Raw genomic sequence first — 14,956 nt, 5'->3', positions numbered from 1 at the left:
CACATTCGACAGCAGCATCACCGCCAGCATCAGGCCGGCCAGCCGGGTCATGTTGCCGGAGGCGGTCTCAATCAGCTCCGGGTCATAGCCCAGGGCGAAAACGAACATGGCCAGGGCCACCACAAACACCACCCGGGGCACATTGCGCATGTCCTGCCAGCCCAGCAAGACGGTCGCACCCGCGGCGGCAGCACCCAGATAGGTCATACCCGGCAGGCTCGCCAGAATGGCAGAGAGTAAGGCAACGTAGGCTAACGCAGAGCGAAGTGGCAGCAAGACCGTTTCCCGGACAGATCAAAGGAACCCGAATAGACCACCTATGTTAAGGAAGCTACTTTTACCGCGCCATCAGCAATTATGAGGATGGCCATCAAACCAGCCCATGCTCCCTGGCACTGGCCTCCAGGCGGGCCTGCTCCTGTTTCAATAACGCGCTGACGGCCTTCAGTTCGCGAATCCGGGCATCCACCAGAGCCCTCTTGCGGGCCATCACCGCCGCACCCTGCAGGCAATCAATCCGGTCCGAGCGAACCGCATCCAGCAACTCACGGATTTCGTTCAGCGAAAAACCCAGGCTCTTGAGTTGCCGCACCATCGCCACACGCGCGACGGCCTGCTCCGGGTAGTCCCGATAGTTGTTTCCGCTGCGGCCCACCTCCCGGATCAGCCCCTGTTTTTCGTAGTAGCGCAGGGTATCCCGGGTCACCCCGGTGCGCCTTTCCAGTTCCGATATCCTCATGCCAAGCACCCTCCCTGTTGACCTTCGAGCATACTCCATACTTTAGGCTGCGTTCGACTCAATGAACAAGGAACGCACCATGACCATCCTGATCACCGGCGCCACCGGTTTTATTGGTAAATATCTTTGCCTCACCCTGTTGCAGCAGGGGCATGACGTGCAGGCACTGACCCGCTCCAAGTCCAGCCTGACACAGCTCACCGGCTTTCTCGAACAGCAGGGCGTCGCCATGGAGCGGTTTTCCGCCCTGGAAGGCGATCTGGAAAAGCCGGACCTGGGCCTGGTCACCTTACCGGACCGCATCGAATGCATCGTGCATCTGGCCGCCCGGTTCGCCTGGAACCTGTCCGAGCATGAGGCCCGTCACACCAACGTTACCGGCAGTCTTCGGGTGGCGGAACTGGCCCGCCACCTGGACTGCCGGCTGGTGTTTATCACAGGGTTCATGCTCGCCAACGAGGCACACCTGTCACGCCAGGGCATTCAATTGAGTCACCCGGAGCAGACCGACTGGAGCCAGGTGTACCGGCAAGCCGGTGGCTATGAGGCCAGCAAACTGGAATCCGCATTCCGCTTGCGGGAATTCGTGGCAAAGCACGGGCTGGATGCGGTCGAAGTACAGCCGGCGACGGTGGCGGGCCACCGTTCAACGGGGGACCTGGACCCGGCCCAACCGCTGTACAGCTTGCTCGACAACCTTTACCACGGGCGACTGGCCATGATTCCGGGGTCGCCAGAGCACTGGTTGCCATTGATTCCGGTGGATAGCCTGGCGCAACTAATTGCAGCGGCCTGCACGGCCAATCGGGTGCCCGATACGCTGTTGGCGCTGGACCAGAACACGCCCAACCTGGCGGGACTGTTACAGGCCGCTGCGCAACTCCTGGGCAAGCCTGGTCCCCGCAGGCATCTTCCTATCGGCGTGATGAAAGCTCTGCTGGCCATACCTGGCTTGCCCGGGCTGCTGAAGGTGGCCCCGGAGTCCCTGGCGTTTATTCAGACCTGCCGTTTCGACACATCCCGTACAGAGCAGTTTCTGGCGCAGCAGAACGTGCATTTACCGCCGTTCGCTCAGTACCTGGAGGCAAGCTGCCGACACTACTGCCAACGTCTCGGTGTCGGCGGAGGAGCGGTAACAATCGGGGCCTGACTCAGGCCCCGAACAGAGCCGAACGCAGCGGGCGAAGGAAACCGGATGAACGGCCTTCGCTCGCGCGACTGGGTTGGCCATCAAACTCAAGATAGCCGTCTTCGATGGGATCGAAGCGCAGGATCTTCACATCCTGCAGATAGTTCTGGGAGGCTTTCCACGGGCCGTGGGTGCCCTGACGCGGCAACCGGTCTTCTGCCCGCTTGATGTAACCCGCGTCGAGGGAACCGAGAATGGTATCGTCTCCTTTACTGTTCTCGGTATCTCGTGCCACGGCCACCTGATGGCCGTTACGATCCATGTGGTTGATCAGCCGGCACAGGTACTCACTGGCAATATCGGCTTTCAGGGTCCAGGAAATGTTGGTGTAGCCAAAGATCATGCCCGCGTTGGGTACGCCTTCCACCATCACATTCTTGTAGATCACCTTGTCCTTGAGCGCCACCTCCTGGCCATCCACCCGGGGCGTGATGCCGCCCAGCATCTGGATGTCCAGGCCGGTAGCCGGAATGATGATGTCGGCTTCCATCTCCTCACCGGACTTCAGGCGAATGCCGGTTTTGGTGAAGCGTTCGATATGATCGGTCTTGATGGAGGCGGTGCCGGCTTTAATGGCCTCAAACAGGTCGCCATCTTTCACTACACACAGACGCTGGTCCCAGGGGTTGTAGTCCGGGCTGAAGTGGCGCATGTCGGCCTTGCCCTTGAGTTGGCGCTTGATGATTCCCAGGAACAACCGGCGCATGGCCTTCGGGCTCTTGCGCGAGCGCTCATACAGCAAACGGGAGATGGAGATATTACGGGCACGGGTCAGCCGGTAGGCGGCCTTTTCCGGCAGGACTTTCTGCAAGGCCAGGGTGACTTTATCGGTAGATGGCAGCGGCATGAGATAAGTGGGCGAACGCTGCAACATGGTAACGTGTGCGGCCTTCTCCGCCATGGTGGGCACCAGAGTAATGGCCGTGGCACCGCTGCCGATCACCACCACCTTCTTGCCCGTGTAATACAGGTTTTCCGGCCAGTGCTGGGGCTGGACAATCTGCCCCTTGAAGTCGGCCTCGCCCGGAAAATCCGGTTTGTAGCCCTGATCATAATTGTAGTAGCCGGTACAGCCCACCAAAAAGCTGGCGGTGAAGGTTTCCCGATCACCGGTCTGCTCGTTCTCGGCCGTCAGGGTCCAGCATTTGTCGGCACTGGACCAGTCCGCAGTTTTCACGGCCACGCCATAACGAATGTGGCGCTCGACATCGTTCTCTTTCGCGGTTTCCGCCACGTAGTTCTTGATCGAAGCGCCGTCCGCCAGCACCTTGCCCCCGGTCCAGGGCCGGAAGTTATAACCAAAGGTGAACATATCGGAATCCGAGCGAATACCCGGGTAACGGAACAGGTCCCAGGTGCCGCCGAGGGACTGGCGGCGCTCCAGAATGGCGAAACGCTTGCCAGGGCATTCCCGTTTCAGGTGGCAGGCCATGCCGATGCCGGATACTCCGGCGCCAATGATCAATACATCATAATGCTGTTTAGCCATATCCTGCCCTCTCGGAATCCGATCCGTTTCTTGTAATCACGTGTAGAGAATCACGATAGCGCAGGCCGACAGCTCCGGGAATTGGCCAATCTGCGCTCAGGATATGGCTGTTTGAGTCAGTCGTGGTGACCGATTGGCCCCTCTTTGAACAGGAATTCCCGAAGGTACTTGTCCATGGTCGGATCCTTCCGCCGAATCCACTCAAGCACCATGGCCGCGTGTTCTTTCTCCTCGTCGCGATTATGTTCAAGAATCGCTTTGAGTTCCGGATCCTTGCAGGCATCCACCCGCTGGTTGTACCAGTCAACGGCTTCAAACTCTTCCATCAGCGAACTGACGGCCCGGTGCATATCACGGGTGTCGTCTGTCAGTTCACCCACCGGCTCATGATAACTGTCGTTTGCCATGCATCACTCCTGATTGGCGGTTACTAGGTGCCCGTTGGCACCCTTAGACCATAGCCAAAGCCAGCGACGACGACAAACTTACCCGCGCTCTTCTCCCGACCGTGGCGCCTGCAGATCAAGCCCGGGATATTGTTTCTGCAACCGGTACAGCCGGATGATGGTAATGATGTTGGTAACCAGCACCATGCCCTCAGCCAGAGTACCGCCGACGGATCCGATCACCAGGTTATTGAGCATCCAGGCCAGCGCCGCCAGCCCCAGAACAATACGAAGGGGAATACCCCGGAGCATGAACATGCCCACGGTGCCGAGAACGGCGGCGGTGAGGGGAAACACATCGGTAGCAGACGTCCAGGTTGCCCAGGCCACCAGCAGATTGACCACCAGCATGACCGCCATGATCAACCCGTTGCCCTGGTACCGGCGCGCCAGGGCGATGCGCAGGATCACCAGTACCGTCAGGGCCGCCGCCGTCCAGCTCTGAAAGAACGCGAACATCAGGGCGAAGGCCACATTGGCCGAAATCAGCAGTACCAGGAGGCGGTCGTCGTTCTTGTTGGCAAAACCGGCAATACAGAACCCCAGGGCCACCAACCCACACAGCTGCCCCAGCCCCTGGCTGAGCGTAAGCCCGGCAACCAGTTCTGTCATAGCGGTAATCCCCTCTCCCGATGCTGCACCCCAGCCTGCCACACTTACCGGGTTTGAGCCATGCACAAACCTGTGCCAGAGTGCTTCCACGTTGATATCAAGGACCCGCGCCCTATGAAAACCGTCTTCTCCCCGTTGCACAGCCGGCGCCATGTACGCACCGAACTGGATGGCGGCCTGCTGATCGAACCCCATGAAAAACCCTCAAGAGCCGAGACCATCCTGGCCAGGGTGAAAGACCAGGCCCTGGGCGAGATTCTGGAGCCGGAAGAATTCGGGCTGGCGCCGATCCAGCGCGTGCACACACCGGATTACGTGGCGTTTCTGGAGACCTGCTGGCAGGACTGGCTGGCTGCGGGCAAGCCCGGCGAAGCCATTCCCGCGGTGTGGGCAGGCCGGGGCATGCGCCACCGGATTCCCAAGGACATTGATGGCCGCCTGGGCTATTACAGCTTTGCCGCCGAAACCTCGATCTCGGAGGGCACCTGGGAAGCCGCCCGCGCTTCCGCCAACGTGGCCCTGACCGCCCAGAAACTGGTGGCCGATGGTGAGCGCGCTGCCTTTGCCCTGTGCCGACCACCCGGGCACCACGCCCACGCCGACCTGTTCGGCGGCTACTGCTTCTTCAACAACGCAGCTATCGTGGCGCAGGCGTTCCGGGACCAGGGCTACGGCAAGGTTGCTATCCTGGATGTGGATTTCCATCACGGCAATGGCACCCAGGCCATTTTCTATGACCGGGCCGATGTCCTCACTATCAGCCTGCACGGCGACCCGGATCTGGTGTTCCCGCACTTCCTAGGGTTTGAAGACGAGCTGGGGGAAGGCACCGGCGAAGGCTACAACCTGAACATCGTCTATCCGCCGGGAACGCCCTACAGCACCTGGAGCCAGGGCCTGGAAACCGCTTGCGAGCGCATTGAAGTGTTCAAGCCCGATGCCCTGGTGGTGGCGCTGGGCGTGGACACCTTCGAGCACGACCCCATCTCGTTCTTCAAGCTGGCCTCGGAAGACTACCTCAGCCTGGGGCAGCGCCTGGCGCAGCTGGGTTTGCCCACCGTGTTTACCATGGAAGGCGGCTACGATGTGGACGCCATTGGCGTAAATGCGGTCAATGTCATGCAGGGCTTTGAGGGAAAATCCTGAGTAATACTGGCGACCGGAGGGAGCCCCTTCCTCCGGCGCGCTATCTGCCACCCTGTTTCATCAACGCCGCCGAAAAGCCGTCCATTAATCGCTCGGCACTCACAGGCACCTCGCGGAGCTGCGAATTGAACACCCGACTGAAAGCCCGGAAATCGACAGCTTTCCAGTTTTCCGGCGCAAGCATGTGGGCGATGTCGTCCACGTTGTCGGCAGTCGCAGCCTTAAACTGGTAGTGCATCGAGGCCGATTGTCCGCTATCTGCAAAATCGTATCCCCGGTGATAGTCGTGCACCAGCAATAACGCCAGCCCTCCACCCATGAAATGCCGGCCAAGACTGACATACAGATCGCCCGCGCGAATCGCCGCAAGCGCTTCCGGCTCCCAGTCAATGCCACCCACTACCAAGTCATTGCCGGGACGTAAGCCCGCGCGCCTGGCAGCATCCATGGCGCCAAGCGCCATGCCGTCGCTGGCGCTCCAGATTGCAGCCGTATTCGGATACCGCCGCAACAGCACCGATGTTTTGTCTCTCGCCTCCAGCTCGCTCCAGTCGGCACGAACAGACTGCAACAGTTCCGAGCCTGCCCCATCCGTCGCCTCAAGCAGCCCGAGACTGCGATCACGAGCTGCAGAGGAATCCAGGGTGCCAGTCAGTGCAACAACAGGTACCGGCTCATCAGACCTGACCAGGTTGAGCACCCGTGCTCGCTGGTCGAGCATCCTGGCCAGTAGTTGACCACCGGAGACATTATCGACCCCCAGATGGCCAATCCAGTTCTCCATTTTTTCTCTGGGCGCAGAACCCACCTTCTCTCGCGCGGCCTCTGGCACCGCAGTGTTAAACGAGAACACCTTAACGCTTTGCCGGCGCGCATAATCCAGGATCTGCGCGGTTACCTGCTCCTTCCACATGATGATCAGGTAATCGGGTTTCTCCTCCCGACTGAGAACTTGCTGGACCAGCTTCAGATAACTGAGCCGATGCCGCCCCTCATCGAACAGGACGTCAAACTCAACCTCCAGGTCCGCAGCCACCTGCTCCATGAAACCTGCAACCATGTGCCAGAAACGGGATGTATCCGGTGACAGGAACACCACATTCGGGAGCGTGTCCGACGCACTCGGGTTTGGGAGCGTATCCGCATCCGCCACCCGACTAACGGTGCCCAGAAACAGGCTGATCATCAGTACAACACGTAAAACCATGCAGCTCCTTAGCCGTCGGCAAATCTTGCCGGTCAGTATAACGAACAATACGGTATCCGCATCGACCTCTCCCCAGCCGATCGAACCCGGTGCCTCTGGTCACCCGGATTGGTGGAAAATGTCATTGCCTGTAGCTTGCTAATCGGGAGATCATCAGCCAACCATGCGCAAACTCTGGATGCCCGGAATGGAAAACTACCTGAGAGCCACCCCCTTCTTCGACTACGACCATCCCGCCGTCGAGGCCTGGGTTCAGCAGCACCTGGCCGGCGTAGCGGACGACCCGGTGGCACAGATCAAGGCGCTGTATCTGGCGGTGCGCGACAGCATCCAGTACAACCCCTACGTGTTCAGAACCGAGCCACGCACGCTCTCGGCCAGTTACGCGCTGGAATCGGGCGAAACCTACTGCATTCCCAAAGCCGTGCTGCTGGGTGCCGCAGCCCGCTCCATCGGCATTCCCAGCCGGCTGGGCCTGGCGGATGTACGTAACCATCTGTCCAGCCCGAAGCTGATTGAGTGGCTGCGTTCCGACATTTTCCGCATGCACGGCTTTATCGAGCTGTATCTCAATGGTCGCTGGGTGAAAGCCACACCGGCCTTCAACCGACAGTTATGCGAGCTGATGAAGGTAGAGCCCCTGCCATTTGATGGGGTGAACGACTCGGTCTTCCAGGAATTCACGGAAGACGGCCAGGCGCATATGGAATACATCAATGATCACGGCGTGTTCGACGATGTGCCCTTCGATTTCATCGTTGACGGCGTTCGCCGGGCCTATGGCCACCTGTTTGAAGCGGATGGCCAGCCCCAAACCATGACGGGCAGCCTGGAACAGGACATCTCGGACCGTTCCTGAAGCCATAAAAAAACCGGCAGCCCACTTCCCGTGGGCGCCGGTTTCAGGGGTCAGCCTGAATTCAGGCTTGTGTGAACAACTTACTCAGCAGAATTACGGATCAGGAAATCGAAGGCGCTCAGGGCAGCCTTGGAACCTTCACCCATAGAGATCACGATCTGCTTGTAGGGCACGGTGGTGGCATCGCCTGCCGCGAACACACCCGGGATCGAGGTCTCGTTACGATCATTTACGATGATCTCGCCGTGCTGGCTCAGTTCGATGTCGCCTTTCAGCCACTCGGTGTTCGGCACCAGGCCGATCTGAACAAACACGCCTTCCAGTTCAACGTGATGCGACTCACCGGTGGTACGGTCGGTGTAGTTCAGGCCGCTGACCTTGCCATCGGTACCCACCACTTCCGTGGTCTGGCCAGACGTAATGATCTTCACGTTGTTCAGGCTACGCAGTTTCTTCTGCAGCACTTCATCGGCACGCATCTGCTCGCCAAACTCGATCAGCGTCACGTGGCCGACAATACCTGCCAGGTCGATGGCCGCTTCCACGCCGGAGTTACCACCGCCAATCACCGCTACGCGCTTGCCTTTGAACAGCGGGCCGTCGCAATGCGGGCAGTAGGCCACGCCCTTGTTGCGGTACTCTTCCTCACCCGGCACACCCATCTGACGCCAGCGGGCGCCGGTGGACAGAATCACCGTGCGAGCTTTCAGAGAGCCGCCGTTGGCCAGGCGTACCTCGTGCAGGCCTCCGGTCTGCTCGGCCGGAATCAGCTTCTCGGCACGCTGCATGTTCATGATGTCGACTTCGTATTCGTTGACGTGCTGCTCCATGGCCGCCACCAGTTTCGGGCCTTCGGTGTAAGGCACAGAAATCAGGTTTTCGATGCCCATGGTGTCGGCCACCTGGCCACCAAAACGCTCAGCCGCGATACCGGTCGCAATGCCCTTTCGTGCGGCATAGATAGCCGCAGCAGAGCCTGCCGGGCCACCACCGATCACCAGAACGTCAAACGCATCTTTCTGGTTGATCTTACGAGCTTCTTTTTCAGCCGAGTTGGTGTCCAGCCTGGCCGCAATCTCTTCCAGCGTCATCCGGCCCTGGCCCCAGGGCTGGCCATTCAGGTAAACACTGGGTACCGCCATCACTTCACGCTGCTCAACTTCGTCCTGGAACAGGGCACCGTCAATGGAGGTGTGCTTGATGTTCGGGTTCAGCACGCTCATCAGGTTCAGGGCCTGAACCACGTCCGGGCAGTTCTGGCAGGACAGCGAGAAGTAGGTTTCAAACTCGAACTCACCTTCCAGCTCCTGAACCTGCTGGATCACTTCCTGAGACGCCTTGGATGGATGGCCACCCACCTGCAGCAGGGCCAGCACCAGCGAAGTGAATTCGTGGCCCATGGGAATACCGGCAAAGCGAACGCCAATGTCGGTGCCTACACGATTGATGGCGAAGGACGGACGACGCACCTCAGTCGATTCCTCGGTCCGCAGGCTGATCTTCTCGGACATCGGCTCGATTTCTTCCAGCAGCTGCTTGAGCTCCTCGGACTTCTTGCTGTCGTCATAGGCTGCCACCAGCTCAATCGGCTGCTGCAGCTTTTCCATATAGGCCTTCAACTGTCCTTTGATATTGGCATCCAACATGTTTGGTATTCCCCTTTATGTCGTGAAACTAAGTTTCTGAATTCAATAATGAATCGTTATCTGAAGTTATGATTAAGATACGGCCAGACGGTTCGTTGCTCAAATTGATTGACCCAAACCTTCTGATAGGCCATACCTATAAAATTCAGTCGTAACGATTGATAGATACAAAAAAGGCCCGCAGTGCGGGCCTTTCTGTAAGTTTCACCGAATCGGGGAAACTTAGATCTTGCCAACCAGGTCCAGAGACGGAGCCAGAGTTTCTTCGCCTTCTTTCCACTTGGCCGGGCAAACTTCGCCAGGATGGTTGCGAACGTACTGGGCGGCTTTAACCTTGCGCAGCAGGTCGTCTGCGTCACGGCCGATGCCTTCGGCAGTGATTTCAACAGCCTGGATGATACCGTCCGGATCGATCAGGAAAGTGGCGCGGTCTGCCAGGCCCTGGCCTTCACGCATAACACCGAAGTTGTTGGTGATGGTGCCAGTCTGGTCGCCAACCATGTAGTAGTTGATCTTGCCGATGGTCTCGGAAGTGTCGTGCCATGCTTTGTGGGTGAAGTGAGTATCAGTAGATACAGAGAACACTTCTACGCCCAGCTTCTGCAGCTCTTCGTACTTGTCAGCCACATCGCCCAGCTCGGTCGGGCACACGAAGGTGAAGTCGGCCGGGTAGAAGAAGAAGATGGCCCACTTGCCTTTAACGTCGGCTTCAGAAATTTCTACGAACTCGCCCTGCTTGAATGCGGTGGCGTTGAACGGTTTGATTTCGCTGTTAACGATACCCATCTCAGAATAACTCCTGTCGGTTCATTTAACTGATGGTTTGGAAACGATGCACAAGATACGGGTTTGACCATCTGAGTGAAAATTGATTATTTCCAATCTCAGCATAGGCATAGCCTATATACAGCCATCAACTTCGGCTAAACATGGCGGCCAAAAGCCTTCCGGGCCTTCAGCCACCTGCCATTGATATGGGGCCTTAACCTGCAAGTTCAATCTTGCGGAAGTCCAGAATATTTTCTTTTGGTGACGTTTGGATGGCAGCCACCTCTGAACGTTTCCTGAGCAGTATATAACCAAAGCAACCAAAGTAGAGTGCAATGACCAGCGCACCCACCCACTGAATCCGCAGGAAATCCAGCTTGAACAACATGGTCAGCCCGACCATGGCCACCAGGTTGAAGAGCACATAATTCACCCGCCCCAGGCGTTGCGCCGTCAGGTTCAGGTTATCGGTGTAGAGCCGGATCAGGGAATCCAGGGAGTTGATGACCATCAACACGCCCACCGAGATCATGGCGATGTTGGTGAAGGCGGCAATCTTCAGCCCCTCCGCGTGATAGTAATAGAGCACGCTGAACCACACGCCAATGGCAACGGACGGCACGACCAGCATGGCAATCAGCAGCTGCCAGGTTTTGATACCACTCACGAAACGCGCGGTGAACTGACCAATCATGATGCTCCAGGCAAACCACCAGAACAGATAAAACTCGTGGTAGTCGTTGATGGGCAGGACAAAGTGATGGATGTTGGCAAAGTACTCACCGAGCATGCCGGCGGTGCCAAAGAAATCTGCCGGCGAGCCTTTACCCAGAACAAATGCCCGGAACCACATACCCGCAATCAGGGTAATGAAAAGCACACTGGAACCAACACTCAGAATGCGGATGTATTTGACCTTGGAGCTGGAATACACCGCCAGCGCAATGGACAGGAACACGATGAGGTAGAACGCCGGCACCACCGATTCACCATCGCCCAGTTGCGGCAGATACCAGGGCAGATTCACCAACAGCAGGTAAGCGGTGAACGCGCAGGTGCCGATAATCACCACGTTGTTGACCAGCTTCACCATCGGAATCTCGAAGAACTTCACCCGCGGCTCAATGATGGCAAAGTAAAAGCAGGTCAGGAAATAGAAGCCCCAGATCAGGAAGGCCCAGAACCCGAACTCAATGGCCAGCGGGTTGGCAAAGGCGTATTCCGGGTTTTCAGAGACATTGCCGTAACCACCGAACTCGGTGAGAGGGAACATGATCAGCCCCACATCCAGACCGGAGGTGAACAGGATGGCAATGAAGGTCAGCGTGCGAACCGGCGTAACGCCGATGCACTGCATGTCCCACCACCGATACAGAATCAGGGCGATGGCGGCGAAGGTAAAGATCAGGCCTGTGGATAACCAGAGTGTCATGCGATCTCCCTCCGGTTGTTCCTTGTCATTGTAGTGCACAGCATGGGTGTTCCTCCTCTACTTTGTAAGCGCTGCTTCTTTCGAATCGGACACAAACCCAGGACTTGCCTATCAGTCGCCCGAAAACGGCGGGATGCCGTCGCGCTGATAGGGAAATCCTGAGGGCTTGCTACCCGGGCACCTTGCGTACCCGGGCCGGGACTGCGGTCGCTAGGCCAGCGACCGTTTCGCTTGTCCCGGACGTTGGCGCGCCTGCCATTGGTCATCCATGAAGACCGGCGCGTCCGAAGGTTGCAGGGGCTCCCTGCCCCGGATAAGGTCGGCTGCCCGCTCGGCCACCATGATGGTGGGCGCGTTCAGGTTGCCATTGGGTATGGTCGGGAAGATGGACGAATCCACCACCCGCAGATTCTGGATACCGCGCACGCGGGTTTCCGGGTCTACCACCGCCAGCGCATCAGTGCCCATCTTGCAGGAACAGGACGGGTGATAAGCGCTCTCCACCGCCTGGCGCACGAAGGCATCGATCTGCTCATCGCTCTGCACATCCACACCGGGCTGGATTTCCGCACCACGGTACTCGTCCATGGCCGGCTGGCTGATGATCTCCCGGGTCAGGCGCACACAGTCGCGGAAGCCTTCGCGGTCGGCCTCGTGTTCCAGGTAGTTGAAACGAATGCGCGGGGCCTGTTTGGGGTCGGCAGACAGCACATGCACAAAACCCCGGCTCTTCGGCTTGTTGTGACCGATGTGGAGCTGGAAACCGTCGCCATCAAAGGCTTCGCGGCCGTCGTAGCGCATGGCCGCCGGCAGGAAATGGTATTGCAGGTCCGGCCATTCAACGCCGGCCTTGGAGCGGATAAAACCACAGGACTCAAAATGGTTGGTGGCCCCCAGGCCATCCTTGCGCAGAATCCAGCGCACCCCGATCTTGAGCTTGTTCCACCAGTCCAGTTTGCCATTCAGGGAGACCGGCTTCTGGCAGCGGAACTGGAAGTAGAACTCCAGGTGATCCTGAAGGTTCTCACCCACGCCCGGCAGCTCATGCTTCACCTCAATACCAGCCTGCTCCAGCACTTCGCGCTTGCCAATACCTGACAGCTGCAACAAATGTGGCGAGCCAATAGAACCGGCCGACAGAATCACTTCCTTGGCGGCTTTGGCCTCCTGCACCTGACCACCCTGCTCATAACGCACGCCGGTGGCGGTTGTCCCTTCCAGAAGTACCTTATGCACCAGGGCATGGGTGACCACCGTCAGATTCGGCCGCGCCATGGCCGGGCGCAGGTAGGCGTTGGCGGTGGACCAGCGGCGACCGTTCTTCACGGTCATGTGCATGGCGCCAAAACCTTCCTGGCGGGCACCGTTGTAATCATCGGTCTCCAGATAACCGGCATCGACGCCGGCCCGGATGAACGCCGTATACAGCGGGTTTCGCATGTTGTTGCCGTTGTTCACACCCAGGGGGCCGGCCCCCCCCCGGTAGGCATCGCCGCCGAAGGCCCAGGTTTCTGCCTTCTTGAAATAGGGCAGCACGTTGCGGTAGCTCCAGCCGTCGGCACCTTCAGACTGCCACTCGTCGAAATCCCGGGCATGGCCACGGACATACACCATGCCATTGATGGATGACGAACCACCCAGCACCTTGCCCCGGGGGCAATGCATACGGCGATTGTCCAGGTACAGCTCCGGCTCGGTCTCGAACTGCCAGGCGTACTTTTTGGTGTTCATGGGAATGGATAGCGCGGTGGGCATCTGGATGAAGATGCTCTTGTCACTGCCACCGGTTTCCAGCAGCAGCACCCGGTTTTCACTGTCCTCGGTCAGACGGTTAGCCAGCACGCAACCGGCTGAGCCCGCACCCACAATGATGTAGTCGTATTGGTTTTCTTTCATACGCGTTCTCCTCTGTGGCCTGCGGGGTTAAAACGGGGCGTCGATGTCTTCCATGCCCACATACACCGACTTGATCCGGGTGTAGTGCGCAATGGTTTCGCGCCCGTTCTCACGGCCGATACCGGAGAGTTTGTAGCCACCCACCGGCATTTCCGCCGGCGAAGCACCGTAGCTGTTGATCCAGCAGATGCCGGCCTGAATCTGGTGAATCACCCGGTGTGCCCGGCGGATATCATTGGTGAACACACCCGCGGCAAGTCCGGTATCGGTATTGTTGGCCCGGGCAATCACCTCGTCTTCATCGCGGAAGGTGAGCACAGACATCACCGGCCCGAAAATCTCTTCCTTCACGATGGTCATGTCGTCGGTGCAGTCGGTGAAAATGGTCGGTTCCACGAAATAGCCGCCCTGAGAATCCTCCGGCTCAAAGGCCCGTCCGCCGTGGCTGAGCGTGGCGCCTTCGGCCAGCCCTTTGCTGATGTAACCCAACACCAGTTCCTGATGCTTTTTGGAGATCAGCGCGCCGAAGTTGGTGTCCGGGTTCATCGGGTCACCGGCCTTGATGTTCTTGCGTGTGCGCTCCAGCAGGCGCTCGATAAAGCGCGGGTAGAGGTCCTCGTGCACAAACACCCGGGTACCGTTGGTGCAGATCTCGCCCTGGGTGTAGAAGTTACCCACCATGGCGGCGGAGATGGCGTTCTCCAGGTCCGCGTCGTCAAAAATGATCAGCGGCGACTTGCCACCCAGTTCCATGGTCACGTCTTTCAGCGACGACGCGGCGGCGGCCATCACCTTCTTGCCGGTGCCCACCTCACCGGTGAACGACACCTTGGCAATCTCCGGGTGATGGGTCAGCCACTGGCCAACTTCAGCAGCGCCCTGCACCACGTTGAACACGCCCGCCGGCACACCGGCTTCGATAAAGATTTCCGCCAGCTTCACCGCGCCCATGGGCGTTTCTTCGGAGGGTTTGAAGATCATGGCGTTGCCGCAGGCCAGGGCCGGGGCCGACTTCCAGCAGGCGATCTGGATCGGATAGTTCCAGGCACCAATGCCCGCACAGATGCCCAGCGGCTCCCGCCGGGTGTAATAGAAATCGCCCCCCAGATCCTGCTGGTTACCTTCGATGGACGGCGCCAGGCCGGCAAAGAACTCAATGGCATCGGCACCGGTCACCACATCCACAGCTTCCGCTTCCTGCCAGGGTTTACCGGTATCACGCACTTCCACTGCCGCCAGCTCGTCATTTCGCTCGCGGAGCAAGGCCACCGCGTTCAGCAGAATGCGGCTGCGCTCAATGGCGGGTGTGGCGGCCCACTGGGCAAAACCGGCGCGGGCGCTCTCGATGGCGGCCTGTTGCACAGACTCATCCGCCACTTCCACTTCATAGATCACCTGGCCCGTGGCCGGATTCATCACCGGGAAGGTCTCGCCGGTGCTGTTGGCCAGAAACAGGCCGTGGACAAAGTTCTGAACCACAGGAAGAGATGCAGACATAGCGCGTTGGTAACCTCTGTTCGGTGTCTT

The 14,956-nt window shown here is 58.8% G+C and carries 13 protein-coding genes and 1 pseudogene; 3 read left to right on the top strand and 11 right to left on the bottom strand.

From position 1 onward, the window contains the following. A pseudogene (locus B3Y70_RS13105) lies at positions 1 to 276 on the bottom strand (hypothetical protein); the annotation flags it as partial. Positions 277 to 370: 94 nt separating this feature from the next. Beyond that, entirely contained in the window at positions 371 to 739 is a 369-nt protein-coding gene (locus B3Y70_RS13100; RefSeq protein ID WP_199451928.1) for a MerR family transcriptional regulator, read from the bottom strand. Between the two features lie 79 nt (positions 740 to 818). Between B3Y70_RS13100 and B3Y70_RS13095 the strand changes: the two genes are divergently transcribed. Next, positions 819 to 1,889: an SDR family oxidoreductase gene (locus tag B3Y70_RS13095; protein WP_286714212.1), complete on the top strand. Its 1,071-nt coding sequence runs from the start codon at positions 819 to 821 to the stop codon at positions 1,887 to 1,889. Position 1,890: 1 nt separating this feature from the next. Here the strand turns inward: B3Y70_RS13095 and B3Y70_RS13090 are convergent, their stop codons facing one another. From B3Y70_RS13090 to B3Y70_RS13080, 3 genes are all read right to left on the bottom strand, one after another. After that, positions 1,891 to 3,417, bottom strand: coding sequence for a flavin-containing monooxygenase (locus B3Y70_RS13090; RefSeq protein ID WP_199451930.1), 1,527 nt, complete (start codon positions 3,415 to 3,417; stop codon positions 1,891 to 1,893). A gap of 116 nt (positions 3,418 to 3,533) precedes the next feature. After that, positions 3,534 to 3,824, bottom strand: a complete 291-nt coding sequence (locus tag B3Y70_RS13085; protein ID WP_011787234.1) for an encapsulin-associated ferritin-like protein — start codon at positions 3,822 to 3,824, stop codon at positions 3,534 to 3,536. A 78-nt stretch (positions 3,825 to 3,902) separates the two neighbouring features. Further along, entirely contained in the window at positions 3,903 to 4,475 is a 573-nt protein-coding gene (locus B3Y70_RS13080; protein WP_113879346.1) for a YgjV family protein, read from the bottom strand. Positions 4,476 to 4,589: 114 nt separating this feature from the next. On the opposite strand from B3Y70_RS13080, the gene B3Y70_RS13075 reads away from it, so the two are divergent. Then, entirely contained in the window at positions 4,590 to 5,621 is a 1,032-nt protein-coding gene (locus tag B3Y70_RS13075) for a histone deacetylase family protein (RefSeq protein ID WP_023008741.1), read from the top strand. 40 nt (positions 5,622 to 5,661) lie between these two features. On the opposite strand, the gene B3Y70_RS13070 is transcribed toward B3Y70_RS13075, so the two are convergent. Beyond that, positions 5,662 to 6,828 (bottom strand): ABC transporter substrate-binding protein, encoded by a 1,167-nt coding sequence (locus B3Y70_RS13070; protein WP_199451931.1) that lies wholly within the window; start codon positions 6,826 to 6,828, stop codon positions 5,662 to 5,664. A gap of 187 nt (positions 6,829 to 7,015) precedes the next feature. Between B3Y70_RS13070 and B3Y70_RS13065 the strand changes: the two genes are divergently transcribed. Next, the gene (locus tag B3Y70_RS13065) at positions 7,016 to 7,687 is read left to right on the top strand and encodes a transglutaminase-like domain-containing protein (RefSeq protein ID WP_228285468.1); all 672 of its coding nucleotides are present in this window, start codon (positions 7,016 to 7,018) and stop codon (positions 7,685 to 7,687) included. Between the two features lie 80 nt (positions 7,688 to 7,767). On the opposite strand, the gene ahpF is transcribed toward B3Y70_RS13065, so the two are convergent. From ahpF to betB, 5 genes are all read right to left on the bottom strand, one after another. Next, entirely contained in the window at positions 7,768 to 9,333 is a 1,566-nt protein-coding gene (gene ahpF / locus B3Y70_RS13060; protein WP_199451933.1) for an alkyl hydroperoxide reductase subunit F, read from the bottom strand. Positions 9,334 to 9,555: 222 nt separating this feature from the next. Then, complete coding sequence (gene ahpC, locus B3Y70_RS13055) at positions 9,556 to 10,119, bottom strand: alkyl hydroperoxide reductase subunit C (protein WP_011787240.1); 564 nt, start codon at positions 10,117 to 10,119, stop codon at positions 9,556 to 9,558. A 196-nt stretch (positions 10,120 to 10,315) separates the two neighbouring features. After that, positions 10,316 to 11,572 carry a BCCT family transporter gene (locus tag B3Y70_RS13050; RefSeq protein WP_227548768.1) on the bottom strand — a complete coding sequence of 419 codons (1,257 nt, stop codon included), beginning with the start codon at positions 11,570 to 11,572 and terminating at the stop codon, positions 10,316 to 10,318. A gap of 171 nt (positions 11,573 to 11,743) precedes the next feature. After that, positions 11,744 to 13,429: a choline dehydrogenase gene (gene betA, locus B3Y70_RS13045; protein ID WP_153739665.1), complete on the bottom strand. Its 1,686-nt coding sequence runs from the start codon at positions 13,427 to 13,429 to the stop codon at positions 11,744 to 11,746. Positions 13,430 to 13,456: 27 nt separating this feature from the next. Beyond that, a complete protein-coding gene (gene betB, locus B3Y70_RS13040; protein ID WP_286893874.1) occupies positions 13,457 to 14,926 on the bottom strand; it encodes a betaine-aldehyde dehydrogenase in 1,470 nt (489 codons plus the stop codon). Positions 14,927 to 14,956 lie beyond the last annotated feature (30 nt).

Source organism: Marinobacter sp. UBA5687 (assembly GCF_002420325.1).
GTDB lineage: Bacteria > Pseudomonadota > Gammaproteobacteria > Pseudomonadales > Oleiphilaceae > Marinobacter > Marinobacter nauticus.
This window is presented reverse-complemented; position numbering and strand designations above follow the sequence as displayed.

Bases quoted from the DNA above. Each gene is read 5' to 3' on its own strand.
- B3Y70_RS13100 (WP_199451928.1), bottom strand. From the start codon at position 739: ATGAGGATATCGGAACTGGAAAGGCGCACCGGGGTGACCCGGGATACC.
- B3Y70_RS13095 (WP_286714212.1), top strand. From the start codon at position 819: ATGACCATCCTGATCACCGGCGCCACCGGTTTTATTGGTAAATATCTT.
- B3Y70_RS13090 (WP_199451930.1), bottom strand. From the start codon at position 3,417: ATGGCTAAACAGCATTATGATGTATTGATCATTGGCGCCGGAGTATCC.
- B3Y70_RS13085 (WP_011787234.1), bottom strand. From the start codon at position 3,824: ATGGCAAACGACAGTTATCATGAGCCGGTGGGTGAACTGACAGACGAC.
- B3Y70_RS13080 (WP_113879346.1), bottom strand. From the start codon at position 4,475: ATGACAGAACTGGTTGCCGGGCTTACGCTCAGCCAGGGGCTGGGGCAG.
- B3Y70_RS13075 (WP_023008741.1), top strand. From the start codon at position 4,590: ATGAAAACCGTCTTCTCCCCGTTGCACAGCCGGCGCCATGTACGCACC.
- B3Y70_RS13070 (WP_199451931.1), bottom strand. From the start codon at position 6,828: ATGGTTTTACGTGTTGTACTGATGATCAGCCTGTTTCTGGGCACCGTT.
- B3Y70_RS13065 (WP_228285468.1), top strand. From the start codon at position 7,016: ATGGAAAACTACCTGAGAGCCACCCCCTTCTTCGACTACGACCATCCC.
- ahpF (WP_199451933.1), bottom strand. From the start codon at position 9,333: ATGTTGGATGCCAATATCAAAGGACAGTTGAAGGCCTATATGGAAAAG.
- ahpC (WP_011787240.1), bottom strand. From the start codon at position 10,119: ATGGGTATCGTTAACAGCGAAATCAAACCGTTCAACGCCACCGCATTC.
- betA (WP_153739665.1), bottom strand. From the start codon at position 13,429: ATGAAAGAAAACCAATACGACTACATCATTGTGGGTGCGGGCTCAGCC.
- betB (WP_286893874.1), bottom strand. From the start codon at position 14,926: ATGTCTGCATCTCTTCCTGTGGTTCAGAACTTTGTCCACGGCCTGTTT.